The sequence below is a fragment of the Vibrio chagasii genome (assembly GCA_041879415.1).
GTDB lineage: Bacteria > Pseudomonadota > Gammaproteobacteria > Enterobacterales > Vibrionaceae > Vibrio.
The window spans coordinates 838,852-863,433 of record CP090851.1 but is presented as its reverse complement, the minus strand read 5'-3'; the positions used below and the strand labels follow the sequence as shown (position 1 = coordinate 863,433).

The 24,582-nt window shown below is 43.8% G+C and carries 24 protein-coding genes, 1 pseudogene and 1 other annotated feature; of the genes and pseudogenes, 17 read left to right on the top strand and 8 right to left on the bottom strand.

Features of this window, described 5'->3' with window-relative positions:
- Positions 1 to 24: 24 nt before the first annotated feature.
- Together uvrC and uvrY are read right to left on the bottom strand one after the other, a co-directional pair.
- Positions 25 to 1,791 carry an excinuclease ABC subunit UvrC gene (uvrC, locus tag L0991_03885; protein ID XGB63216.1) on the bottom strand — a complete coding sequence of 589 codons (1,767 nt, stop codon included), beginning with the start codon at positions 1,789 to 1,791 and terminating at the stop codon, positions 25 to 27.
- 81 nt (positions 1,792 to 1,872) lie between these two features.
- Entirely contained in the window at positions 1,873 to 2,517 is a 645-nt protein-coding gene (uvrY, locus tag L0991_03880) for a UvrY/SirA/GacA family response regulator transcription factor (protein ID XGB63215.1), read from the bottom strand.
- Positions 2,518 to 2,943: 426 nt separating this feature from the next.
- Between uvrY and L0991_03875 the strand changes: the two genes are divergently transcribed.
- Positions 2,944 to 5,307, top strand: coding sequence for a DNA polymerase II (locus L0991_03875; protein XGB63214.1), 2,364 nt, complete (start codon positions 2,944 to 2,946; stop codon positions 5,305 to 5,307).
- 87 nt (positions 5,308 to 5,394) lie between these two features.
- Here the strand turns inward: L0991_03875 and L0991_03870 are convergent, their stop codons facing one another.
- Positions 5,395 to 6,162, bottom strand: a complete 768-nt coding sequence (locus tag L0991_03870; GenBank protein ID XGB63213.1) for a nucleotidyltransferase domain-containing protein — start codon at positions 6,160 to 6,162, stop codon at positions 5,395 to 5,397.
- A gap of 137 nt (positions 6,163 to 6,299) precedes the next feature.
- Here L0991_03870 and yeiP point away from each other — a divergent pair, with 137 nt between their 5' ends.
- From yeiP to L0991_03855, 3 genes are all read left to right on the top strand, one after another.
- Positions 6,300 to 6,869 (top strand): elongation factor P-like protein YeiP, encoded by a 570-nt coding sequence (yeiP, locus tag L0991_03865; protein ID XGB63212.1) that lies wholly within the window; start codon positions 6,300 to 6,302, stop codon positions 6,867 to 6,869.
- A gap of 10 nt (positions 6,870 to 6,879) precedes the next feature.
- Complete coding sequence (locus tag L0991_03860) at positions 6,880 to 7,209, top strand: HI1450 family dsDNA-mimic protein (protein ID XGB63211.1); 330 nt, start codon at positions 6,880 to 6,882, stop codon at positions 7,207 to 7,209.
- A 147-nt stretch (positions 7,210 to 7,356) separates the two neighbouring features.
- Entirely contained in the window at positions 7,357 to 7,839 is a 483-nt protein-coding gene (locus tag L0991_03855) for an RNA methyltransferase (GenBank protein XGB63210.1), read from the top strand.
- 232 nt (positions 7,840 to 8,071) lie between these two features.
- Here the strand turns inward: L0991_03855 and rluB are convergent, their stop codons facing one another.
- The 3 genes from rluB to L0991_03840 all read right to left on the bottom strand — a co-directional run bounded on the left by rluB (position 8,072) and on the right by L0991_03840 (position 10,809).
- Positions 8,072 to 9,103 (bottom strand): 23S rRNA pseudouridine(2605) synthase RluB, encoded by a 1,032-nt coding sequence (gene rluB / locus L0991_03850; protein XGB63209.1) that lies wholly within the window; start codon positions 9,101 to 9,103, stop codon positions 8,072 to 8,074.
- Between the two features lie 160 nt (positions 9,104 to 9,263).
- Entirely contained in the window at positions 9,264 to 9,884 is a 621-nt protein-coding gene (locus L0991_03845) for a threonylcarbamoyl-AMP synthase (protein ID XGB63208.1), read from the bottom strand.
- Positions 9,885 to 9,939: 55 nt separating this feature from the next.
- Positions 9,940 to 10,809, bottom strand: a complete 870-nt coding sequence (locus L0991_03840; protein ID XGB63207.1) for a PHP domain-containing protein — start codon at positions 10,807 to 10,809, stop codon at positions 9,940 to 9,942.
- Between the two features lie 120 nt (positions 10,810 to 10,929).
- On the opposite strand from L0991_03840, the gene L0991_03835 reads away from it, so the two are divergent.
- The 7 genes from L0991_03835 to trpA all read left to right on the top strand — a co-directional run bounded on the left by L0991_03835 (position 10,930) and on the right by trpA (position 18,069).
- Positions 10,930 to 11,055 carry a Trp operon leader peptide gene (locus L0991_03835; GenBank protein ID XGB63206.1) on the top strand — a complete coding sequence of 42 codons (126 nt, stop codon included), beginning with the start codon at positions 10,930 to 10,932 and terminating at the stop codon, positions 11,053 to 11,055.
- Positions 11,002 to 11,116: a sequence feature (Trp leader region), on the top strand. (Overlaps the previous gene by 54 nt.)
- A gap of 125 nt (positions 11,117 to 11,241) precedes the next feature.
- Positions 11,242 to 12,831, top strand: a complete 1,590-nt coding sequence (locus L0991_03830; protein ID XGB63205.1) for an anthranilate synthase component 1 — start codon at positions 11,242 to 11,244, stop codon at positions 12,829 to 12,831.
- A 2-nt stretch (positions 12,832 to 12,833) separates the two neighbouring features.
- On the top strand, positions 12,834 to 13,460 hold the full coding sequence (locus L0991_03825; GenBank protein XGB63204.1) for an aminodeoxychorismate/anthranilate synthase component II: 627 nt from the start codon (positions 12,834 to 12,836) through the stop codon (positions 13,458 to 13,460).
- Between the two features lie 9 nt (positions 13,461 to 13,469).
- Complete coding sequence (trpD, locus tag L0991_03820) at positions 13,470 to 14,465, top strand: anthranilate phosphoribosyltransferase (GenBank protein XGB63203.1); 996 nt, start codon at positions 13,470 to 13,472, stop codon at positions 14,463 to 14,465.
- Between the two features lie 25 nt (positions 14,466 to 14,490).
- On the top strand, positions 14,491 to 15,930 hold the full coding sequence (gene trpCF / locus L0991_03815) for a bifunctional indole-3-glycerol-phosphate synthase TrpC/phosphoribosylanthranilate isomerase TrpF (protein ID XGB63202.1): 1,440 nt from the start codon (positions 14,491 to 14,493) through the stop codon (positions 15,928 to 15,930).
- A gap of 142 nt (positions 15,931 to 16,072) precedes the next feature.
- Positions 16,073 to 17,263, top strand: a complete 1,191-nt coding sequence (gene trpB, locus L0991_03810; GenBank protein XGB63201.1) for a tryptophan synthase subunit beta — start codon at positions 16,073 to 16,075, stop codon at positions 17,261 to 17,263.
- Entirely contained in the window at positions 17,263 to 18,069 is an 807-nt protein-coding gene (gene trpA / locus L0991_03805; GenBank protein XGB63200.1) for a tryptophan synthase subunit alpha, read from the top strand. The genes trpB and trpA overlap by 1 nt, the downstream gene beginning before the upstream one ends.
- 83 nt (positions 18,070 to 18,152) lie before the next feature.
- Here trpA and L0991_03800 read toward each other — a convergent pair whose 3' ends face one another.
- Together L0991_03800 and L0991_03795 are read right to left on the bottom strand one after the other, a co-directional pair.
- The gene (locus L0991_03800) at positions 18,153 to 18,950 is read right to left on the bottom strand and encodes a slipin family protein (protein ID XGB63199.1); all 798 of its coding nucleotides are present in this window, start codon (positions 18,948 to 18,950) and stop codon (positions 18,153 to 18,155) included.
- A gap of 69 nt (positions 18,951 to 19,019) precedes the next feature.
- Positions 19,020 to 20,426, bottom strand: a complete 1,407-nt coding sequence (locus L0991_03795; protein ID XGB63198.1) for a nodulation protein NfeD — start codon at positions 20,424 to 20,426, stop codon at positions 19,020 to 19,022.
- Positions 20,427 to 20,895: 469 nt separating this feature from the next.
- Between L0991_03795 and L0991_03790 the strand changes: the two are divergent.
- The 6 genes and pseudogenes from L0991_03790 (at position 20,896) to L0991_03765 (ending at position 24,541) form a co-directional block, all read left to right on the top strand.
- Positions 20,896 to 21,471 (top strand): annotated as a pseudogene (locus tag L0991_03790) (cation:dicarboxylase symporter family transporter).
- A gap of 164 nt (positions 21,472 to 21,635) precedes the next feature.
- Complete coding sequence (locus tag L0991_03785; protein ID XGB63197.1) at positions 21,636 to 22,865, top strand: dicarboxylate/amino acid:cation symporter; 1,230 nt, start codon at positions 21,636 to 21,638, stop codon at positions 22,863 to 22,865.
- A 220-nt stretch (positions 22,866 to 23,085) separates the two neighbouring features.
- A complete protein-coding gene (locus L0991_03780; protein XGB63196.1) occupies positions 23,086 to 23,382 on the top strand; it encodes a hypothetical protein in 297 nt (98 codons plus the stop codon).
- A 38-nt stretch (positions 23,383 to 23,420) separates the two neighbouring features.
- On the top strand, positions 23,421 to 23,615 hold the full coding sequence (locus L0991_03775) for a hypothetical protein (GenBank protein XGB63195.1): 195 nt from the start codon (positions 23,421 to 23,423) through the stop codon (positions 23,613 to 23,615).
- A gap of 2 nt (positions 23,616 to 23,617) precedes the next feature.
- Positions 23,618 to 24,220, top strand: a complete 603-nt coding sequence (locus L0991_03770; protein XGB63194.1) for a hypothetical protein — start codon at positions 23,618 to 23,620, stop codon at positions 24,218 to 24,220.
- Between the two features lie 12 nt (positions 24,221 to 24,232).
- Positions 24,233 to 24,541, top strand: coding sequence for a hypothetical protein (locus L0991_03765; GenBank protein XGB63193.1), 309 nt, complete (start codon positions 24,233 to 24,235; stop codon positions 24,539 to 24,541).
- Positions 24,542 to 24,582 lie beyond the last annotated feature (41 nt).

The following is a 24,582-nucleotide window of genomic DNA, read 5'->3' as shown; positions in this document are numbered from 1 at the left end:
CGCTTTAATGGTGCGGGATTTTTACTATTGTTTCAATGCTTGATAAATGTTTTCTGCCAAAGAATGACTAATGCCCGGCACTTTGGCTATTTCTTCAACAGTTGCACGCTTGAGTTCTTGTAAGCCCCCCATGTATTTCAACAAAGCTTGGCGACGCTTCGGTCCTATCCCTTCAATTCCTTCCAAGGCACTGGTTCGACGCGTTTTACCGCGCTTCGCTCTATGCCCTGCAATCGCATGATTATGGCTCTCATCACGAATATGTTGAATAAGGTGCAAGGCTGGTGCATCACTTGGCAAATTAAACTCTTCACCTTCAAGGGTAATGAGAGTTTCTAAACCAGGTTTACGCGTCACGCCTTTGGCAATACCCATCATTCTCGGTCTGAACGGCCAATCCCCCCAATATTGAGAGATAATCTCATGAGCGCGATTAAGCTGACCTTTACCACCATCGATAAAGATAATGTCTGGGATTTTATCAACATCAAGCTGCTTCGAATAACGCCTCTCAAGCGCCTGAGCCATTGCTGCATAGTCATCACCACCGGTAATGCCTGTGATGTTGTAACGACGATACTCAGGCTTAACAGGGCCTTCTTGGTTGAACACCACACAAGACGCAATCGTACTTTCACCCATGGTATGACTGATATCGAAACATTCCATGCGCTTAATCGCATCCATCGACAGCACTTCTTGAAGCTCTTTGAAACGCTGATTAATCGTCATCTTGTGATTAATCTTAGTGGTAATCGCCGTTAACGCATTGGTATTCGATAGCTTAAGGTAGCGGCCACGAACACCAGAAGGATTAGTATTGAAGTGGATCTTGCGACCCGCTACTTCACATAAGGCTTCTTGAATAGGAGTGACGTCTTCCATCAAATCAGCGTTCAGAATCAAACGAGTTGGAATAGTCCTCGCTTCATTGTGCGCTAAGTAATACTGGCTTAAGAAGCTAGAGAAAACCTCTTCACGCACTGTATTGTTTGGGATCTTAGGAAAATGACTTCGACTGCCCAAGACTTTACCTTGGCGAATCATCAAAATATGAATACACGCCACGCCATTCTCTTGAGCAAAGCCCAACACATCCATATCTTCCATGGAATCGTCAGATACATATTGCTGCTCTTGTACTCGTCGAATCGCTTGGATCTGATCACGGAAAGTCGCAGCTTGCTCAAAGCGCAGCTCACGGCTTGCTGTGTCCATCTTCTCGATAAGCGTTTCAAGCACTAACTTATCTTTTCCTTGCAGGAACAAACGAACATAGTCGACCAGTTCGCTGTACTCTTCATCAGAAATGATTGAGCTGACACATGGCGCAGCGCAACGACCAATCTGATACATCAAGCAAGGACGAGTTCTGTTGGCATAAACCGTGTCTTCACACTGTCTAGCAGGGAAAATCTTTTGGATTAGGTGTAGCGTCTCACGCACAGCGCCGGAGTCAGGGTAAGGACCAAAGTATTCACCTTTTTTCTTTTTAGCTCCACGATGCATCGATAAACGAGGATGCTTGTGACCACTAATAAAAATATAAGGGTACGACTTATCATCACGCAGGAGCACGTTGTATTTTGGCAGATACTGCTTGATGTAGTTATGCTCAAGGATAAGAGCTTCGGTTTCCGTATGCGTTACAGTGACATCGATCTTGTCAATGTTGCTGACTAAAGCGCGCGTTTTTTCACTGTCGACTTTTTTACGGAAATAACTAGAAAGGCGTTTTTTGAGGTTCTTTGCTTTACCGACGTAAATAACGACAGCCTCAGCGTTATACATTCTATAAACGCCGGGCTGCTCGGTTACTGTCTTGAGGAATGAGACTGAGTCAAACAAGTTGGTCACTATACGATCTCAGTGTTAAAGGGTCTCAGTATCTAACATTCCATGTCTAATCGCTAAGTGCGTTAGCTCTACATCGCCACTGATATCCAGTTTGCTGAACAAACGGTAGCGGTAACTATTCACTGTCTTAGGACTTAGATTGAGTTGTTCTGAAATATCCGTCACTTTCTGACCTTTGGTAATCATCATCATGATTTGAAGTTCACGTTCAGATAAGTCTGCGAATGGATTTTCAGACGCAGGCGAGAATTGGCTCAAAGCCATCTGCTGCGCAATTTCTGGTGAAATGTATCGTTGGCCGCTGTTGACCACACGAATTGCATTGACCATTTCATCCGGACCTGCCCCTTTAGTAAGGTAACCAGCAGCTCCAGCTTGCATCACTTTAGTTGGAAACGGATTTTCCGTATGAACAGTTAAAACGATGATTTTAACATCAGGGTTGAAACGCAAGATTTTCTTGGTTGCTTCTAAGCCACCAATACCAGGCATATTCATATCCATCAAAATAACGTCAGTATTGTTTGTACGACACCATTTTGCAGCATCTTCACCGCTTTCAGCTTCCCCTGCTACGTTCATTCCACGGACGTCTTCAATAATACGTCGTATCCCTGTGCGAACCAGCTCGTGATCATCTACAAGGAAAACATTTATCAAACTTGTATCTCCACACTATTAATTGGCTCTGCAACCACTGTGTCGTTTCATCTGTTTGAAACAATCGGACAAAGGAACAGTGGATCGCAGCATTGAGTACATCTTAACTTAATTACTAAAGAAAAGCTCTGTTGAATATGTGCTGAAACACTAACTTTAGCAAGTACTTATTTATAAAAAGGTACGCTAAAAACACAAGCTTTCACTAAAAATCAACTAGTTAAAACAACACCCAATAAAATTACATAAGATAAAGATATTTTCAATACCATTAAATGGCCATTCTCGACAATTTCACTTTTTTGCTTACAGAGTCCCGTTATTTACTGCTACTAACGAGTATTTAATGACTATCTTTGCAGCCTATTGTGCGTAATCTGGCGCTAGATGGTAGTATTCACTCCCCCGTATCAATAGGTTATTACATTGGATATTCAGCAAGGCTTTGTACTTACAAGACAGGCGAGAGATTTTTCAGGGCGCACACAGATCGACTTGTGGTTAAACACACCGGAAGGCCCTACTCTTCTGACTATTCAAAACGAAAAGCCAGTGTTTTTTGTCGCTCAATCTGATGTACCCGCTTGCGAGTCGATTGCGGCCAAAGAGTCCATTGAGTGCCAGTTTAAACCTCTTGAGCTCGCAACTTTCGAGCAAACCCCTCTCGCAGCTTGTTATACAACACTATCGAGAAGCAGCTTTGGATTATCACAAGCCTTCAACAATGAAGAAATCCAGACTTTTGAGAGCGATATTCGCCTTGCGGATCGATTCCTAATGGAACGTTTTATCAAAGGAAGTATCGAGTTTACTGGCACGGCTGTACAAAAGAATCAGCATCGTCGAGTCTCCAATGCCAAGTGCAGAGCAGGCAATTACTTACCAACATTATCGATGGTTTCTCTGGATATTGAATGTTCAGAGAAAGGCGTGCTCTACTCCATTGGATTAGACAGTCCAATGGATAGCCGAGTGATTATGATTGGCGAGCCACAACAAGCAGAAACCAATATCCAATGGGTCGCGAATGAAAAAGCCCTGCTTGAAGCGATGATCGCATGGTTCTCTGAATTTGACCCAGACATCATCATTGGCTGGAACGTCATCGACTTCGATTTCAGGCTCTTGCACAAACGGGCGGAATGGAATGAAGTTAAGCTCAATATTGGTCGAGATAATCAACCTAGCTTCTTCCGTAGCTCTGCACAAAGCCAACAAGGCTTCATAACCATTCCCGGGCGTGTCGTTTTGGATGGTATCGATATGTTGAAGACAGCCACCTATCACTTTCGTTCCTGGTCGCTTGAGTCGGTTTCACGGGAACTGCTTGGTGAAGGTAAAGATATCCATAACGTCCATGATCGCATGGATGAAATTAATCGAATGTTCAAGTTCGATAAGCCTTCATTGGCTAAGTACAACCTGCAAGACTGTGTGTTGGTAAATCGAATCTTCGAACACACCCACCTACTCGATTTTGTTATTGAGCGCTCTCGCTTGACCGGAGTTGAGCTAGACCGTGTTGGCGGCTCTGTTGCAGCCTTTACCAATTTATATTTACCTCAGATACACAGAGCAGGCTATGTTGCCCCTAACCTAGAGCCTGAGAACTGGATTGCTAGCCCCGGTGGCTACGTGATGGACTCCATCCCTAATCTTTATGACTCGGTATTAGTTCTCGATTTCAAGAGCCTATACCCGTCCATCATTCGTTCATTTTTGATTGACCCTATGGGGCTAATCGAAGGGTTAAAACTGGACATCGGCCCTGCAGAAGACCAAGCCGTTGATGGTTTTCGCGGTGGGCAATTTCACCGGACCAAACACTTCTTACCAGAGATGATCGAAAACCTTTGGGCTGCACGTGACGTTGCAAAGAAGAACAACGAAAAAGCCTTCTCTCAAGCCATTAAGATCATCATGAACTCTTTCTATGGCGTGTTAGGTTCATCTGGTTGCCGCTTCTTTGATACTCGGTTGGCGTCATCAATCACGATGCGTGGTCATGAGATCATGAAGCAAACCAAGGTTCTGATCGAAGACAAGGGCTACCAAGTGATTTATGGGGATACCGATTCGACCTTCGTATCCCTCAATGGCAGTTATGACCAAGAGCAAGCCGACGAGATTGGCCATCAACTGGTGGCTTATATTAACAACTGGTGGACTGAACACCTGAAAGAGACCTATAACCTGACCTCAATTCTTGAACTAGAATACGAGACCCACTATCGCAAATTCCTGATGCCAACCATTCGTGGTTCGGAAACTGGTTCGAAGAAGCGCTACGCAGGTTTAATCAATCATGGTGACCAAGAGAAGATCATTTTCAAAGGACTCGAAAGTGCACGAACAGATTGGACACCACTGGCACAACAGTTCCAACAAACCTTGTATGAAATGGTATTCCACGACCAAGATCCGACCGACTACGTCAGGCAGTTTGTTGATGAAACTTCAGCAGGTAAACATGACGATTTGCTGGTTTACCAAAAGCGTTTGCGTCGCAAGCTGCATGAGTATCAAAAGAACATTCCGCCACAAGTTCGGGCGGCTAGAATGGCAGATGAGGTCAATGCAAAATTAGGACGCCCACTTCAATACCAAAACAAAGGACGTATTGAATACTTAATTACCTTGAATGGCCCAGAGCCTAAAGAGTATTTGAAGAGTGGTATCGATTATCAGCATTACATCGATAAGCAGATTAAGCCGGTGGCTGAAGCGATTTTACCTTTTATTGGATTAGATTTTGAAAGAGTTAGCGGGCAGCAATTAGGATTATTCTAAGATTCTTGTCTGAGTTTAATCAGAACAAAAAAAGCAGAGGAATGTTCAATTCGCTCTGCTTTTTTTATCTCTGTAGAGTATGAAGCTTTACCCTATTCGAAATTCAGTTTTCTGGTACTGCTTAACCAGCCATTCCCCAAACCCATCCAGAATGCCGATCACTGAACGTTTCGGAATCGGTCTACCTGAAAGTAAAATACCCAGTCTTTGAATTTCGACTTCTCTGTCTGGATGATATTTCAGGAACTGCTGACCACACTCGACAGGATTATCGAACCAAGACTTGTCACGGTACATCACCAAAGAGTAACTCGCTCGCAGCAGTTTCTTAGCGATGATCACTTGCGCTGCGACTTGCTGCTCAGGCGTTGCTGATCGTGCAATTTTGTTTCGATATACCGCTAACCAATTTTCAACGTCCATATTCCAATGTTTGGCAATTTCCCAACTGGTTTCGAAATCACCATAACAATCTGAGAGATCTTCACCGTATACACAAACCGATAGGTGCTTGAGCATAAAGCCCCACGTGAAAATGTTATCGAAGTCGACAACGTCACTCACCAAAGTGGTTTTTATTGCCACCTGAGTGACTTGAGGAAAGCTCTTTTGAAAACGCCATTTAATAGTGTTTAACAACGTGGTTCGCTGATCAGGGAACGGACGGTGTGTCACCACAACCACATCAAGATTCGAGCGACCAGCTACGGCTTGCTTACGAGCAACACTGCCATAAATATAGACACTGTGAAGATTAGAACCTAGCCCACCTTTTAAGAAGGTAATCAGATCGTTAACCACAGGTTGGAATTCAGGTTGAAAAGGCTGTGTAGGGTCAATAACAGGTAACTGCATAGGTCGTTTCGGCAAATAAAATCATGATTTAACTGTGACTCTATGATCGCTTAGGTGACTTTATGATTCAAGCTATTCCTATTTATAGCATCTCCGAGATATAATCAGTGGATAGACCCACTAAGGACAAACACAAAATGCCTAGAGCAAGTGAAATTAAAAAAGGTTTTGCTATCACTGTAGAAAGCAAAACAGTCATTGTTAAAGATATCGAAGTAACAACACCAGGTGGCCGCGGCGGTCAAAAGATTTACCGTTTCCGTGGTAACGACGTAGCAACTGGCGTGAAAACTGAAGTTCGCCACAAGGCTGACGAAATCGTTGAAACTATCGACGTAACTAAACGTGCAGTAATGTTCTCTTACGTTGATGGCAACGAGTACATCTTCATGGACAACGAAGATTACACACAATTCATCTTCAACGGTGAAACTATCGAAGACGAACTACTGTTCATCAACGAAGACACTCAAGGCATGTACGCTATCCTTATCGACGGCAACGCTGCAACACTTGAGCTACCAACATCTGTTGAGCTAGTTATTGAAGAAACTGACCCTTCAATCAAAGGTGCATCGGCGTCTGCTCGTACTAAGCCTGCTCGTCTTTCTACAGGTCTTACTATCCAAGTGCCTGAGTACATCGCGACTGGCGACAAAGTAGTAGTAAACACTGCTGAACGTAAATACATGAACCGCGCAAGCTAAGATATTTATTATGACCGAAGCTAACGACCTAATGTCTTATGACGACGCAATTGATACTGCATACGACATCTTCCTAGAGATGGCACCCGATAACCTTGAACCTGCAGATGTGATTCTATTCACGGCTCAGTTTGAAGACCGTGGCGCTGCAGAGCTTGTTGAAACAGGTGATGATTGGGTTGAACATGTTGGCTTTGAAGTCGACAAAGAAATCTACGCAGAAGTGCGCATTGGTCTTGTGAATGAAGCTGATGACGTTCTAGACGACGTATTTGCTCGTATGCTAATCAGCCGTGACCCAGAGCATAAGTTCTGTCACATGCTGTGGAAGCGCGACTAATTCGACTGCTGACGCTCAACTTCATGAGTACACAAGCACTCATGTAAACGAGTTAAAAATCTAGCCGAGCCACTTGCTCGGCTATTTTTATCACGCTACGTACCTGCATGAGAGCTCTCTTTCATTATCAACTTTATATTCACTGATATGACCAAAGCAAAAACAGATACACAATCTAAAGGCTATGCCTGCATTGGCCTAGTTAACCCAAAGACACCTGAAAACGTAGGCTCTGTAATGCGAGCGGCTGGCTGCTACGGCGCTAACTCTGTGTTCTATACAGGCACACGCTACGATCATGCGCGAAAATTCCATACCGATACCAAAGAGAAGCACTTAGAGCTGCCACTGATTGGCGTTGAAGAGCTGAAAGACATTATTCCAGTCGGCTGCGTGCCTGTGGCCGTTGATCTGATTGAAGGTGCGAAGCCTCTACCTGATTACAAACACCCACCGCGCGCGTTTTACATTTTTGGTCCTGAAGATGGCACGCTAAAGAAAGAGATCACTGATTTCTGCCGAGACACGATTTACGTTCCAACCAATGGCTGCATGAACCTCGCAGCATCTGTGAACGTGGTGCTTTACGATCGCTTGGCGAAGGGTGACAACTTTTCGAATCATAAGTAGAAGATACGAGATACGAGATACGAGATACGAACAGATTATAGATGCGTGTAAACGGGATAAGAGATGCAAAAAACACGCATACTGTCGTTTATGGCAGCATATTTTCGTTACTCGATTACTCGCATCCCTCATCTTCTATTTCTTCAGACGTAAAAAAACCTGCTCAATGAGCAGGTTTTTTAGTATTCAGTGCTTTAAGACAATAAAGCTATAAGCTTGAGAACTTACATCATTACTGACGAGTTCTTGGCTTAGCTGGTTTAGCCGGACGACCGTTGTTTGTCTTTGGCTTGCTTTTGTTCGCTTGAGGCTTGCCTTTCGCTGCTGGAGCACTGCGACCTGAATCAGGTGTTGTAGTACCACGAGTAGCTGGCTTCTTGCGTTTAGCCTGGTTGCTACGGCCTTTTGGCGCATTTGCGCGCTCTTCGTGACGCTTAACAGCGCGACGAATTTTCTGGCTACGAGAACGCTCACGCTTGCGAGAAGTGTTTGAAGGATCAAGGTCCAACAGCGTCTCTTTCTCAGGCTTAAGTTCTACAAGCTCACGCAGGTAGTTTACTTCTTGAAGATCTAGCTCTTTCCAACCGCCACGAGGCAGTTTCTTATCAAGGTAGATATCACCGTAACGTACACGTTTCAGGCGGCTTACTGTTGTTTCTTGTGATTCCCAAAGACGACGAACCTCACGGTTACGACCTTCGTTAATCGCTACGTAGAAAGTATGGTTCATACCTTCACCACCAGCGTAAACCACATCTTCGAAACGAGCCATGCCGTCTTCTAGTTCAACACCGCGCACAAGGTTCTTAACCTTCTGCTCAGTAACTTCACCAAATACACGTACTAGGTATTCACGCTCAACCTGACGGCTTGGGTGCATTAGCCGGTTTGCAAGTTCACCATCGGTGGTGAAAAGCAAAAGACCAGACGTGTTCGCATCAAGACGACCAACCGAAATCCAACGAGAACCACGGATCTTAGGTAGACGATCGAAAACTGTGCGACGACCTTCAGGATCATGACGAGTACATAGCTCACCTTCAGGCTTGTAGTAAGCAAGTACACGACAAACCACTTCTTCAGACGCTTTACCTGAAACAGTATGGCCATCGATACGGATCACTGAGTTTTCGTCTTCAAGACGCTCGCCCAGTTTCGCAACTTGCCCGTTAACACTTACACGGCCAGATTTGATTAAACCTTCTAGTTCACGACGAGAACCGTGACCAGCTCGCGCTAAAACCTTCTGTAATTTTTCGCTCATTTACTCTTTTCTACCTAATTGTCGTCTTCACAGACGTCGAATGAATTTTTCGCGACCAAATCGCGGTCGCGTATTATCGCAAATTACCTACCAAAAAGCACTTGTTATTTACTTATGGTAGGCGCTCTGTATCGTTACAGACTGTTAACCAGTAATGCGATTATTCAAACGGCGCTGGATCACCGGCACCACGGCGTAGAATGACAGCATCATCGTCGCTGAAGTCAATCACAGTGGTCGGTTGTTCACCTAAGTAGCCACCATTCAAAATAACATCAACAGCATGTTCTAAGCTGTCACGAATTTCTTCTGGATCCGACTCTGTTGTCTCATTACCCGGTAAGATAAGAGACGTAGACATCAATGGCTCACCCATCGCTTCTAACAGGTCTAAAGCGATCTTGTTGTCTGGCACACGAATACCAATGGTTTTACGTTTCGCGTTCATCAAACGCTTTGGCACTTCTTTGGTCGCTTTAAAAATAAACGTGTAAGCACCTGGCGTATGAGCCTTCAGCAGACGAAAAGCAACGTTATCTACTCGGGCATACAGTGACAGTTCAGACAAGTCACGGCATAACAAAGTGAAGTTATGCTTGTCGTCGATACGACGAATCTTACAAATACGTTCTAGTGCTTGTTTGTTCTCAAGCTGACAACCCAGCGCATAGCCTGAGTCGGTTGGATAAACCACTACACCGCCGTTACGAACAATCGCAACCGCTTGGTTGATTAAACGTGCTTGTGGGTTATCTGGGTGTACATAAAAAAACTGGCTCATTATTGATCCTCGTTATCGAATCTCTCGACTCTATCATCAGAAGGAGCTGCTTCACCTAGATACTGTCATCGTTATCCGACGGTGAAACTGTTTGAAACTCCCAATCTTTCCATACTTCTTCGACCCCAGAAGGTAGCCAGAGATTACGTCCAAGTTCCATCCAAGGAGATGGATAATGGAAGTCACTGCCTTGGGAGGCTAATAGTTTGTATTGTATAGCATAATCGGCAAGAGTGCGTCTTTCTTGTTGTGCTTGTTGAGGCTGTGCCACTTCCATCGCGTCACCTTTTGCTTCTACAAACGCAGTCAATAGACGCTTAACCCACTTAGCGGTAAAGCCATATCGGCCTGGGTGCGCTAATACCGCTTGTCCACCTGCGGCGTGAATGGCCGTGACAGCATCACTCATTGAACACCAAGTTGGCGGCACATAACCTGGGGTATTACGTGTTAGGAACTTCTTGAATACTTGCTGCATGGTTTTCGCGTAGCCGTTATCAACCAACCATTTAGCAAAGTGAGCGCGGGTGATCGGTGCATCGCCAGCAATCAGCTTCACCTCTTCAAGCACCCCTTCACGCGTTGCTTTTTCAAGGCGCTGAGCAATCAGTTCTGCACGGCCAATACGGTGCTGCTTCTGTTGCTCAATGAGAGCTTTCAACTCTGGTGACTCAGGGTCAACGTTTAAACCAACAATATGGATATCTTTGTTTTGCCATACTGTGGAGATTTCGATGCCGTTAATCAGCTGAATTGGAAGATTGTTATCCGCAATATAGTTGCGCGCTTCAGCAAGCCCATCAGTCGTATCATGATCTGTAATCGCTAGCGCTTCGATGTTAAAGCTCAGCGCTCGGTCAATTAGCTCAGGTGGAGTAAGTCGGCCATCTGAGGCTGTTGTATGACTATGTAGATCAATTCTCATATATTCTTTTTCATTGTTTTCAATTTTTATCGTTATATTTGTGTCAACACACTTGACCCGCAAGCAGAAAACTAGTTAACTAGTACACAAATACGAAGTGTCACATTTGATAGGTTCACCATGTTACAAGAATTTAACCAAGACCATAAAGATAAAGTTTTAGAACTTTCTTCAGTAGAAGCAAGTTCAGAGCTTAATTGGTGGCGCACTTGGACAAGTTCTTGGTGGGCTAACGTATACTTCTAATTAAACAGTTTGTTTATAAAAAAGTTATCACTAAGCCCGCTTCCATAGCGGGCTTTTTAATTTGTCGAACATCTCACATTCAACTGACTAACAAATCATCGAATTGACCATATTCTAGATTGGGTGAAAGGTATCTTTATGCGACTATGTACGGCAGGAAATTTAAAGAATCATAAAGGAGGTCTTGTGAACAAGGCCATTGAAATCAAAAAGCTGGGAACTATTGAGGTCATCAATACTTCAGTTCCTTACTCGCAAGATCCAACCAGTGTTTTCCATACCTTGTGTGAAAACAAAACGGACAGTTTGCTGTTGGAATCTGCTGAGATTGAATCTAAACAGAACCTGACAAGCCTACTCCTTATCGACTCTGCTGTTCGCATTGTATGCCGCGAACATGAAGTAACCTTTCAAGCCCTGACGAAAAACGGTCAAGCGCTTATCGAACACCTAACTCAAAACGTAAAAGCAGAGATCAAATCTGACCTTACTGATAACGTTTTGACGCTCACTTTTGTGGAGCCTAGTAATGAACTGGACGAAGACTCTCGCTTAAGAGAAGCCTCTTCTTTCGATGCACTGCGTTTGGTTCAACACAGCTTTGAGCAAGACGCTAATAACAAACATGCATTGTTTATGGCTGGCCTATTCGCTTACGACATCGTAGCGAACTTTGAACCACTAGGTGATGCTGAAGCAACCAATAACTGCCCTGACTTTGTTTTCTACGTCGCTGAAACCCTGCTTCGCTTCGACCACCAAGAAAACCAAGGCCTGCTTCACGCAAGCTTATTCGCTCAAGACGACAGCATCAAAGCACAATTAACCGAGCGTTTAGCTGAAATTCAAACGCAATGTCAGTCACTGAAAGCAATCACGGAAGTGACGCCATTAGACAACGTGGAAGCAGTACCAAGCGTTTCTGATGAAGATTTCTGCCAAACCGTTCGTGACTTAAAAGAGTACGTAGTAAAAGGCGATGTGTTCCAAGTCGTACCATCACGCCGCTTCACGCTTCCTTGCCCTGCTCCACTAGCCGCTTACAAAGAACTTAAACAAAGCAACCCAAGCCCTTACATGTTCTACATGCAAGATGAGCTGTTTACTCTGTTCGGCGCTTCTCCAGAAAGTGCGCTGAAATACGAAACCGAAACCAACCAAATTGAGATCTACCCAATTGCTGGTACTCGTCGTCGTGGTAAGCGTCCTGACGGCCAAATCGATTTCGATCTAGACAGCCGTATCGAACTTGAACTGCGTACCGACAAAAAAGAGAACGCAGAACACATGATGCTAGTCGACCTAGCTCGTAACGATGTGGCACGCATTGCCGAAGCAGGCACTCGCCACGTAGCAGATTTACTGAAAGTCGACCGCTACAGTCATGTAATGCACTTGGTTTCTCGTGTTGTTGGTCAGCTGCGTGAAGATTTAGACGCGCTGCATGCTTACCAAGCTTGTATGAACATGGGCACGCTAACAGGCGCACCAAAAATCCGTGCAATGCAGCTTATCCGTGATGTAGAAAAAACGCGTCGTGGTAGCTACGGCGGTGCGGTAGGTTACCTAACAGGTGAAGGCACGTTGGATACTTGTATCGTAATTCGCTCTGCTTACGTTGAAGATGGTGTGGCACAAGTACAAGCCGGTGCTGGCGTGGTGTTCGATTCAGACCCACAAGCAGAAGCGGATGAAACTCGCGGCAAAGCTCAAGCGGTTATCTCAGCAATTCAAGCAGCACACACTAAAAACATATCTAACAAGAAGGAGTCGTAATCATGGCTGATATTGTATTCATCGATAACTTCGACTCGTTCACTTACAACCTTGTCGACCAATTCCGCTCATTGGGTCACAACGTAAAGATTTACCGTAACAACATCTCTGCAAAGGTTGTGGAAGCGGCAATCAACGAACTAGACAACCCTGTTGCCCTGCTTTCACCAGGTCCTGGCGCTCCAGCTGACGCGGGCTGCATGCCTGAGTTGATTCAGCTGCTAAAAGGTAAGGTGCCAATGATTGGTATTTGCTTAGGTCACCAAGCTATCGTTGAAGCTTATGGCGGCACCGTTGCAGGCGCAGGCGAAATCATTCATGGTAAGGTGTCGATGATGGAACACCAAAATCATGCGACTTACCAAGGCTTACCTTCTCCACTGGCTATTGCTCGCTACCACTCTCTGGTTGCTACGCATGTATCTGATAGTCTAACGGTAACGGCTGAAGTCGATGGTCTGGTCATGTCTGTGGTTCAAGAACAAGACAAAGTATGTGGATTCCAATTCCACCCAGAATCAATTATGACAACCTACGGTGCAACGCTTCTAGCGAACGCTATCGAATGGGCTCTTGAGAAACCTCTCTGCCTTGAGAAGAAGGCCACTCTTGATAAAAAGACTAACTAGGAAACGATCATGGAACAGATTAATAAACTTTACGAACAGCAGTCTCTTACTCAAGAAGAAAGCCAACAGTTATTCGACGTTATCATTAAGGGTGAACTAGACCCAATCCTGATGGCTTCTGCACTGACTGCTCTGAAAATCAAAGGTGAGACGCCAGAAGAAATAGCCGGCGCTGCGAAAGCACTGCTTGCTAATGCAAACCCGTTCCCACGCCCTGATTACGACTTTGCAGACATCGTTGGTACCGGTGGCGACGGTCACAACACCATTAATATTTCGACGACTTCAGCATTTGTTGCCGCTGCTTGTGGTTTAAAAGTTGCGAAACACGGTAACCGCAGTGTATCGAGCAAATCAGGCTCTTCTGATCTACTGGATTCATTTGGTATCAACCTAGCGATGACGGCAGAAGACACTCGAACTGCTGTCGATGAATTAGGTGTAGCGTTCCTATTTGCTCCGCAATACCACGGTGGTGTACGTCATGCGATGCCTGTTCGTCAAACCATGAAAACACGTACCATCTTCAACATCCTTGGCCCATTGATTAACCCTGCTCGCCCTAACATCGAACTAATGGGTGTTTACAGCAAAGAGCTAGTGCGCCCTATCGCGGAAACCATGCTGCAAATGGGTATGAAGCGCGCAGCAGTTGTTCACGGTAGCGGCCTTGATGAGGTAGCAATTCACGGCGAAACCATGGTTGCAGAAATCAAAGATGGTGCGATTCACGAATACACCGTGACACCGGCTGACTTTGGTTTGAACACTCACCCTCTTGAAGCTATCAAGGGTGGCGAGCCAGAGGAAAACAAAGCCATCACAACCAATATCCTTACGGGTAAAGGCACTGAAGCCCAAGTTGGCGCAGTGGCCGTGAACGTTGCTCTACTGATGCGTCTATTTGGTCACGAAGACCTAAAAGCCAACGCACAACAAGCCATTGATGCGATGAATTCTGGCAAAGCGTACGAGCTTGTACAAAAGCTTGCAGCGCACGCCTAACGAACGACGAATTGAGACAAAGAACATGACACAGACTACCGATAAACTGTCGACCCACGTTTCAGTTAAAGAAGCTGAAATGGCGGAAGTATTAGCAAAAATCGTTCGTGATAAATACCAGTGGGTTGAAGCGCGTAAACAAACTCAGCCTCTTGACGAGTTCAAAGCCGCTTTAACCAACTCAGACCGCAGTTTTTACGAAGCTCTGAGTGGTGAACAAACGGTTTTCATTACTGAATGTAAAAAGGCATCACCGTCGAAAGGTTTGATCCGTGACGACTTTGACTTGGACTACATTGCATCGGTTTATAACAACCACGCTAACGCAATTTCAGTGTTAACCGACGAAAAGTACTTCCAAGGTGACTTTGAGTTTTTACCAAAGGTTCGCAGCATCGCTAAGCAGCCGATCCTATGTAAAGACTTCATGGTTGATACCTACCAAGTTTATCTCGCTCGTCACTACTCAGCAGATGCGATCTTGTTGATGCTATCGGTGTTGAATGACGAAGAGTACCAAGCACTTGCTGAGGTTGCTCATTCACTGAACATGGGTGTGCTTACAGAAGTCAGCAATGAAGAAGAGCTGCACCGCGCAGTGGCTTTAAACGCTAAGGTGATCGGCATTAACAACCGTAACCTGCGTGACCTGTCGACGGATTTGAATCGTACGAAAGAACTAGCCCCACTACTTCGTGAACTAGCACCTAATGCAATCGTAATTTCAGAGTCTGGCATCTACACACACCAGCAAGTACGTGACCTTTCAACATTTGCCGATGGCTTCCTAATTGGTAGCTCTCTTATGGCAGAAAAGAACCTCGAACTGGCCGTTCGCAAAGTAACGCTTGGCGAAAACAAGGTATGTGGTTTAACTCACTCCGATGATGCAGCAAAAGCGTACCAAGCAGGCGCGGTATTCGGTGGTCTGATTTTCGTTGAAGCGTCTAAACGTCATGTAGATATTGAAGCGGCTCGTTTGACGATGAGCGGTGCACCTTTGAACTACGTCGGCGTGTTCCAAAATCACAGCGTTGCGGACGTAGCTAATACAGTTTCAGAGCTCGGTTTGTTTGCTGTACAACTGCACGGTGATGAGTCTCAAGCGTACGTTGATGAGCTAAAACAATCTCTGCCTGAAAGCGTTGAAATTTGGAAAGCTTATGGTGTTTCTTGCGATGCTGAGAGCGCGTTACCGGAATTACTGGAAAGCAACGTGACTCGCCATCTGCTAGATACTAAAGTGGGCTCTCAAACAGGCGGTACTGGCCAAGCATTCGATTGGAGCCTGATCAACAACCAAAGTGCGATCATGTTGGCAGGCGGTCTAAACCCAGAAAATGCTAACCAAGCGGCTAAGTTGGGCTGCTTAGGCTTAGATCTAAACTCTGGTGTTGAATCTGCTCCAGGTAAAAAAGACGCAGACAAACTGCAACGCGCTTTTGCAGCGATTCGTAATTACTAGTCTGGCTTCTAAAAGCAAAAACCAGAACTAGAGCTAGAAAGCGGAAACTAAAACATATTTGTGAGCTTTGCCTTTGCGAAGCTCAAACAAGACTAAATGACTTGGGGTGAAGACACTCCAATAGAATTGAAGGAATAACACAATGGCTAAACTCGATGCCTACTTCGGTGAATACGGTGGTCAATACGTACCGCAGATCCTAGTGCCAGCACTAGACCAACTTGAACAAGCATTTATCGATGCGCAAGCCGATCCTGAATTCCGCAGTGAATTCATGACGCTACTTCAAGAGTACGCAGGTCGTCCAACAGCGCTAACGCTGACTCGCAACCTAACTAAAGGTACAAAGACCAAACTTTACCTAAAACGTGAAGACCTACTTCACGGTGGCGCACACAAAACTAACCAGGTACTTGGTCAGGCTCTACTTGCTAAGCGCATGGGCAAAAATGAGATCATCGCTGAAACAGGTGCGGGCCAACACGGTGTAGCGACGGCTCTTGCTTGTGCTCTATTGGGCCTTAAGTGTCGTGTTTACATGGGTGCAAAAGACGTTGAGCGTCAAAGCCCGAATGTATTCCGTATGAAGCTAATGGGCGCAGAGGTTATCCCGGTTCATTCTGGTTCAGCAACACTGAAAGATGCGTGTAACGAAGCTCTACGTGACTGGTCTGCAACTTATGAAGATGCGCACTACCTGCTAGGTACGGCTGCAGGTCCTCACCCATTCCCAACCATCGTTCGTGACTTCCAACGTATGATTGGTGAAGAAACCAAGAACCAGATTCTTGCACGTGAAGGTCGCCTTCCAGATGCAGTTATCGCTTGTGTGGGTGGCGGCTCTAACGCTATCGGCATGTTCGCTGATTTCATCGAAGAAGAAAGCGTTCGCCTAATCGGTGTAGAGCCAGCTGGTAAAGGTATTGATACCGACCAACACGGTGCGCCACTAAAACACGGCAAGACGGGCATCTTCTTTGGTATGAAAGCGCCACTAATGCAAGATGAGAACGGCCAAGTAGAAGAATCTTACTCTGTGTCTGCAGGTCTAGACTTCCCTTCCGTTGGCCCACAGCACGCTCACCTAAATGCAATTGGCCGTGCGGAATACGACAACGTAACCGATGACGAAGCACTAGAAGCGTTCCAAGCAATTGCTCGCAACGAAGGTATTATCCCTGCTCTAGAATCATCTCACGCCGTTGCACACGCGTTGAAAATGGCTCAAGCGGAACCTGAAAAAGAGCAACTTCTGGTGGTTAACCTATCTGGCCGTGGTGATAAAGACATCTTCACTGTACATGACATTCTTGAAGCGAAAGGAGCACTATAATGGATCGCTATCAATCACTCTTCACTCGCTTAGCTGAAAAGAATCAAGGCGCATTTGTACCATTCGTAACGGTTGGCGATCCTAACGCTGAACAGTCTCTTAAGATCATGGAAACTTTGGTTGAAGCAGGTGCTGACGCCCTTGAACTTGGTATCCCATTCTCAGATCCACTGGCTGATGGTCCAACAATCCAAGGTGCGAACATTCGTGCGTTAGATTCTAAAGTAACGCCGGATGTGTGTTTTGATCTTATTGGTCAAATCCGCGCGAAATACCCAGAGCTACCAATCGGCCTACTGATGTACGCAAACTTGGTTTATGCACGTGGTATTGAGAACTTCTACGAGCGTTGTGCGAATGCTGGTATCGACTCGGTACTGATTGCAGACGTACCAACCAACGAAAGTGGTGAGTTTGTTGCGGCAGCGAAGAAGTTTGGCGTTCACCCAATATTTATTGCTCCGCCAACAGCGAGTGATGAAACGCTTAAGTCTGTTTCAGAACTAGGTGGTGGCTACACTTACCTACTTTCTCGTGCAGGCGTAACTGGCGCTGAAACTAAAGCAAACATGCCAGTAACCGCACTGCTTGACCGTTTGAACAAGTTTGATGCGCCACCAGCACTACTAGGTTTCGGTATCTCAGCTCCTGAGCAAGTAAAAGAAGCTATTCAAGCAGGCGCTGCCGGTGCTATCTCTGGCTCAGCCGTTGTAAAAATCATTGAAAACAACGTCGAACAACCAGAAGAAATGCTTAAAACACTGGCAGAGTTCGTTGCGCCGATGAAAGCGGCAACACAGAAGTAATGGTTAGCACCTGCTATACACGACGTTAAATTCAAAAGGCGCCACAGATGTGACGCCTTTTTTATTGCAGCCAGAAACCCTGGCTAATCATCGGATTTCATCGCTTTCTTAATCGCAGCCTCACTGAGCGTCGCTTTTATTGGATCAGTGATTTTATCCACTAAATCGACAGGCATAGGAAATACGATGGTGGTGGTACGCTCATTCGCCACTTCGGTCAATGTCTGCATATAACGCAATTGGATGGCGTTAGGCGCTTTGTTTAGCACATCGGCGGCTTCTCTTAGCTTGGTGGATGCTTCAAGTTCACCGGTCGCGTGTATCACCTTAGCTCGGCGAGAACGTTCAGCCTCTGCTTGTTTAGCCAGAGCTCGCACCATACTGTCATCCAGATCGACATGCTTGATCTCAACGTTGGCGATCTTGATCCCCCAGTTATCAGTGTGCTGATCAAGAATCGATTGGAGATCTCTGTTGAGCTCTTCACGTTCAGACAACAGTTCATCTAATTCATGCTGACCTAAAACTGATCTCAGTGTGGTTTGGGAGAGCTGACTGGTCGCCTCAAGATAGTTCTCAACATTATTGATCGCCATCTTAGGATCCAGCACTCTGAAGTAAACCACAGCGTTAACCTTCACGGACACGTTATCTCTAGTGATCAAGTCTTGTGTGGGAACATCCAATACAATGGTTCGTAGATCGACTCGCACCATTTGTTGAATGAAAGGAATGATGATAATTAACCCTGGCCCTTTCACGTCGTAAAAGCGCCCAAGGAAGAAGACCACTGCACGCTCGTACTCGCGTAGTACTCTGAACATACTGGCGATCAGCAAGACAACCAGCACGATGACAATACCTATAGTGTGTATAAACATAACCGCCCCCTAGTGGTAACGATGACTCAACAATGAATAAGTCCTTCGAGTTAACCCTCTCATTAAGCACTAACCAGTTTTCGATGATGTCTCATCAGAAAGAGCTTCAACATCTAAAGAAAGTCCTGTTAGCTTGGTGACTCTGACACTCTGCCCTACTTGCAGCTCACTAATGCATTGGGCTTGCCAAATTTCGCCAGCAACAAGTACTCTACCCGCGCCAGGAAAACCGCTGATCACCTTACCTGTCTCACCGACCACTGCTTCCATCCCAGTGGTCACAGGCTTGCTTCTTACTCGAGCTAACATAGAGAGTGTTACGACGATAAAGGCAACGGAGAACAAACTTATCCCGATAATTAGCGGTAATGCGATTTGGTAGCCTGGTACTTCAGTGTCCATCAACATGATGGAACCGAGCGAAAACGCAGCAACGCCCCCCAAGCCGAAAATACCAAAACTCGGACTAAAGGCTTCGGCGACCATCAAAGCAATACCGAGCAAAATGAGGGCGAGACCTGCATAGCTCACAGGCAACATTTGTAAGGAATACATAGCCAATACCAAACAAATGCCACCAAGCACTCCTGGCAAGCCGACACCTGGGTTATAAAACTCAAGTAGCAGACCATAAATACCAATCAGCATTAAGATGTATGCAACGTTCGGATTCGTTATTACCGAGAGCAAACTAAAGCGCCAATCTTGCTCTCTCTCGACAAAGGCCACGTCATTAAGTTCTATGTTCTGGTTGATGCCACTAATCATGATGGTGCGGCCGTTACTCATTTCGACCAACTGTTGCAGGTCGCTGGCAATGAAATCAATCACATTCAACTCAAGAGCATTCTCGGAATCCAAACTCGCCGCTTCTCTTACCGCTTTTTCGGCCCACTCTTCATTTCGGTTGTGAAGCTTAGCTAAGCCAACAATGTAAGCCGAAGCATCATTAATCACCTTCTTCTCCATCGCGGTAGTGGCTTTTACTTGCTCGGAGCTCTCTTCTTTCATTGAGCCTTGCTCATTATCTGTGGTGATATCATCATTATTGGCGTCATCTTGAGGAGATAACGGATTAGTTGGCGCCTTCCCTCCGCCAAGTGACACAGGAGTGGCAGCCCCCAAATTTGTCCCGGGAGCCATAGAGGCGATGTGACTAGCAAGTAAGATATAAGTCCCAGCACTTGCCCCCCGTGAACCTGCTGGTCCAACCCAAGTAGCAATCGGAATGGGTGAAGTGGTAATGGCACGAATGATGTCACGCATCGAAGAGTCTAGTCCTCCAGGCGTGTTCATTTTTAATATGATGAGCTTTGCTTGCTCATCGTGGGCTTGCTCTATCTCTCTTGTTAGGTAATCACTGGTTGCTGGGCCGATACCTCCATTCACCTCAATCACCCAAACATCATCGGCTTGAACATTTACCGAGCTGAACAACAGAAGAAATGCGAACAAGTACTTTAAAATAAAAGTCATGTCTCTCTCCTTACAACTGAGATGCTAGATAGACGTTTTATTTAAAGCGCAAAGGTAACATCTTGGTAATAAATCGATACCTTAAGCATAGTTCAGGCTAAATTTCGCACAACACACTCGCTTAAGTTCACCACCTTCTACCTGCTCAAAAAAAGCTCCAACTTGAAAAGGAAATGTTAATGGATGTTTATCATTACCAAATAACCAGATTCATTCACAAAACACGCACTCATAACACATTTATAAATCAACCCAATACCACTCTAAGAAAAAACCAAAGCAAACGTTTGCTTTGGTATAAAAAAACACCAAACAACGTTGGACCTACAATTTTTGGCGTACTTTCATCTCAGCTCATATTGATAAATGTAAAGGATACGTGTAAAACTCCTCGCGAAATATTTATCCAATGGTACAACGTACATTGGTAAGTAATTCTGGGAATTTTATATTTAGTAGCACAGAGGTTATGGAAGTGTTAAAAGAAAAGAGTTTACTAAGCAATATTGGCGTTCAAGTCGTTATTGCAATGTTCATCGGTACCCTAGTCGGTGCAATGATGGGTGACAGCGCAACAATGTTCGCTCCACTGGGTGCAATCTTCATCAACTTGATCAAGATGCTGGTTATCCCTCTAGTTGCGGTTGCCCTAATTTCAGGTGCAGCAGGCCTAGGTAATAGCTCATCTGCTGGTAAGGTTGGTATCACAACCCTAGGTTACTTCGCACTAACGTCTGCACTTGCTGTAGCGCTAGCGCTTGTAATGGGTGAAGTATTCGAACCAGGTCGTGGTATCGATGTTTCTGGCGTAGAAGGCATGTTCTCTTCTGAGTACGCTGCGAAAGGCGAACTGCCAACGTTCTGGGCAACCATCACTGGCATGATCCCTACCAACGTTTTCCAATCATTGAACGAAGCAAACATTCTGCAAATCCTAGTTTTCTGCTTGTTCTTTGGTATTGCACTTTCTAAGCAAGCGAAAGAAAAACGTGAGCCTATCATCAATGGCGTAAATGCGATTGTTGACGCGATGGTTTGGATGATCAAGATAATAAAAAGTAAAGTTTAGCGAACTTTAAACCCACCTAACCTTCTGTATATAAAGATAAAAATCAAAAATATTCTTCAAAAAAAATATTTCTAATTTTTATTTTCTTTTCAAACACAACACTCTAAGAGGTTCAGGACGTGTCGCAAAGCAAATCTTTAATGAGCAATATCGGCTTTCAAGTCGTAGTTGCAATGGTCGTTGGTACGGCTGTAGGTGCTATTTTGGGCGAATCAGCTTCAATGTTCGCACCACTAGGCGCAATTTTCATCAATCTAATCAAAATGCTTGTTATCCCTTTAGTTGCTGTTGCACTTATTTCAGGTGCAGCAGGTCTGGGTAATAGCACAAACGCAGGTAAAGTAGGTCTTTCGACTCTCGGCTTCTTCGGTATAACTTCCGCACTTGCTGTTGCTCTTGCGTTAGTGATGGGTGAAGTATTCAAACCGGGTCTTGGTATAGATGTTTCTGGTGTTGAAGGTATGTTCTCGGCAGAATACGCTTCTAAAGGTGAGTTACCATCTTTTTGGGCTACCATAACAGGTATGATCCCTACCAACGTTTTTCAATCACTTAACGAAGCAAATATTCTACAAATCCTAGTCTTCTGTCTATTCTTCGGTATTGCACTATCTAAGCAATCTAAAGAAAAACGTGAACCTATTCTTAATGGCGTGAATACTATCGTTGATAGTATGGTTTGGATGATTAATTGTGTAATGGTCATAGCTCCAATTGGTGTATTCGGTCTAATGGCTGACGCTGTAGGCACATTTGGTTTCAGCGCACTAATGGTTGTATTTAAACTATTCGTTGTTTATGTCGCAGCAATCCTTATCTTTGGTTTTGTTGTTTACCCTGCGATGGTTCACGTTCTAACTAAAACATCAGCAAAGAAATTCCTTGTAGCGATGAAGAAACCTCAAGCTGTTGCTTTATCTACTGCTTCATCAATGGCAACTCTACCAGTGACAATGGACACTGTAGAAAATGAACTAGGGGTTAAGAATTCTACTGCTTCATTTGTTCTACCATTAGGTGCAACAATCAATATGAGTGGTAATGCAATCTATTACGGTCTTGTAGCTGTATTCTTTGCACAGCTATTCAACATTGACCTTTCAATGGGTGCATACATTGCAATTATCGTAACGTCTACTCTCGGAGCTGTGGGTCAAGCAGGGGTCCCTGGACCTTCATTCTTAGTTGTTGCTGTTCTATTGGCAGCAGGTATCCCAATCGAGGGTCTACCGCTTCTTTTCGCTCTTGACCGAATCTTCGATATGATCAGAACTGCTTTAAACATCACAGGTGATGCAGCTTGTGCGGTGATTATTGACGCAATTGCTGAAGAAGAAAAACAAGAAGAAATGAAACATCAACAAGCTTAATTAATATTAAGTATTAATTTCAAAAAGCCACTCTTCGGAGTGGTTTTTTTTGTTTTTATAGTGTCGCTCTACAATACTTTAAAAGCATTAAAATATTTATATATACTAAAAACCTTTATTTATAAGGATTCTTCAATAGCACAATAATATTCTTATATTGTATCGCTTTACAACAAATAAAAACATGATATAAATATTATATAAAATAAGGAGAATGATTATGACAAATATGTATTCACAGTTTATGAAAGAGTTAAAGATAGTAGTTAAGTCTAAAGGTTTTAAAATTGATTTTAGAGTTCATAAGACGATTGATAATTTCAACTTAAATTACTTTGATGTTCAATTAGTAATTGAAGAAATGTATAAGCTAATAGAGAGTAAGTTGGACACCTCACTTTCTCACACATATAAACTTGATTGGGAAGTTGAGAATATCAGAACACAATCACTAAAAGATTATATAGAAAGCACTTTATCACATATCGAAAATCAAGAAGAAATAGTAATCAAATAAATATACATAAAACACAGCTTGAACAAAGGAGAATAAATATGTTAAATGAAGATACTTATAATTTTTACAGAAAAAAAGAATTAAGCTTATTAATCACAACTTTAAAGATTGAAATAGAAAATAAGTTAAAAAATGGTGAGTCAAAAGAGGGATTTACAGAATTAAATAAAAGAAAATGTGAATATGAGCTTGAGTTAGCTCAACTGAACATGAAAGACTATGAAGGAGAATAATAATGAAAGAGTTTAAAGAAACCACAAAAGAATCAAACCTATATTTTATCAATGCAGCAGAGCTAGATTTTCCAACAGAAAAAGAGTTTCAAAAATATTATGCTCAAGATACTATTGATAATTGTTGCTCATTACCTAGTGAAATGAGAGAAGAGTTTGGTGAAGAATATGATATAGACAATGAAGAAGTTTATGAACATTTCAAACACCTTGCGTCAGAACAGTTTGAAAAATCCAGAAAAGAAATGGAACATATTGTATTTGATAAAAGTGATCTGATTAATTCAACTGTTATTGAAAATCGCAGCTTTGGCAAAAAACACAAAACGACTTTTGAATATTGTAGTTTTGAAATTAGCAAAACGATACTGGAAGGTTTAGAGTATGATTTTGAAGAGTTTGACATTGATACTGAAAATAGTTTCTATACAGTAATTGCATTTCAATCTAACAACACTCTATTCTTTAAGTATGAAGATAATGTTTTTACAAAAGAAGAACTTTTAGAATACCTTAAAGTTGAAGAAGGTTACTCTTTTGAAAACTATGATGAAATCTTGTTTGAATCTTCTTTTAACAAAGCTATAGATGAAGCAATCGCTTAAAGGGTTGCTTCTATGAACATAAACAAACAAAAATCAAGAAAAGAGAAGTTAGAGAGGTTAAGACTAAAACATTTTGTAGAGTTTATCTATGAATCAAACTCTATTAGGACAAAAGAACAAATTTTGTTAGCAAAATCTAGAGTCTCAAATCAAGCATTGACAAAGATTCTCATAGAAATGAATCTTGTAGAAAAACAAAAAGATCGTGAAAGTAATTATTTCCCCTACTATCGCATTTCTAAACAACTTGAAGAGCTTCTTTTTAATGAACTATCAAACCATAAAGACTTTAAACAATACGTAGAAGGCAGCACAATATAAGTGCTGCTTTTTTTATTAGTCAAAACCTCTTTCGCATATAA

Coding starts and splice junctions, on each gene's coding strand:
- uvrC (XGB63216.1), bottom strand. CDS start 1,791: ATGTATAACGCTGAGGCTGTCGTTATTTACGTCGGTAAAGCAAAGAAC.
- L0991_03870 (XGB63213.1), bottom strand. CDS start 6,162: ATGCAGTTACCTGTTATTGACCCTACACAGCCTTTTCAACCTGAATTC.
- yeiP (XGB63212.1), top strand. CDS start 6,300: ATGCCTAGAGCAAGTGAAATTAAAAAAGGTTTTGCTATCACTGTAGAA.
- L0991_03860 (XGB63211.1), top strand. CDS start 6,880: ATGACCGAAGCTAACGACCTAATGTCTTATGACGACGCAATTGATACT.
- L0991_03855 (XGB63210.1), top strand. CDS start 7,357: ATGACCAAAGCAAAAACAGATACACAATCTAAAGGCTATGCCTGCATT.
- rluB (XGB63209.1), bottom strand. CDS start 9,103: ATGAGCGAAAAATTACAGAAGGTTTTAGCGCGAGCTGGTCACGGTTCT.
- L0991_03845 (XGB63208.1), bottom strand. CDS start 9,884: ATGAGCCAGTTTTTTTATGTACACCCAGATAACCCACAAGCACGTTTA.
- L0991_03840 (XGB63207.1), bottom strand. CDS start 10,809: ATGAGAATTGATCTACATAGTCATACAACAGCCTCAGATGGCCGACTT.
- L0991_03835 (XGB63206.1), top strand. CDS start 10,930: ATGTTACAAGAATTTAACCAAGACCATAAAGATAAAGTTTTAGAACTT.
- L0991_03825 (XGB63204.1), top strand. CDS start 12,834: ATGGCTGATATTGTATTCATCGATAACTTCGACTCGTTCACTTACAAC.
- trpD (XGB63203.1), top strand. CDS start 13,470: ATGGAACAGATTAATAAACTTTACGAACAGCAGTCTCTTACTCAAGAA.
- trpCF (XGB63202.1), top strand. CDS start 14,491: ATGACACAGACTACCGATAAACTGTCGACCCACGTTTCAGTTAAAGAA.
- trpB (XGB63201.1), top strand. CDS start 16,073: ATGGCTAAACTCGATGCCTACTTCGGTGAATACGGTGGTCAATACGTA.
- trpA (XGB63200.1), top strand. CDS start 17,263: ATGGATCGCTATCAATCACTCTTCACTCGCTTAGCTGAAAAGAATCAA.
- L0991_03800 (XGB63199.1), bottom strand. CDS start 18,950: ATGTTTATACACACTATAGGTATTGTCATCGTGCTGGTTGTCTTGCTG.
- L0991_03795 (XGB63198.1), bottom strand. CDS start 20,426: ATGACTTTTATTTTAAAGTACTTGTTCGCATTTCTTCTGTTGTTCAGC.
- L0991_03785 (XGB63197.1), top strand. CDS start 21,636: ATGAGCAATATCGGCTTTCAAGTCGTAGTTGCAATGGTCGTTGGTACG.
- L0991_03780 (XGB63196.1), top strand. CDS start 23,086: ATGACAAATATGTATTCACAGTTTATGAAAGAGTTAAAGATAGTAGTT.
- L0991_03775 (XGB63195.1), top strand. CDS start 23,421: ATGTTAAATGAAGATACTTATAATTTTTACAGAAAAAAAGAATTAAGC.
- L0991_03770 (XGB63194.1), top strand. CDS start 23,618: ATGAAAGAGTTTAAAGAAACCACAAAAGAATCAAACCTATATTTTATC.
- L0991_03765 (XGB63193.1), top strand. CDS start 24,233: ATGAACATAAACAAACAAAAATCAAGAAAAGAGAAGTTAGAGAGGTTA.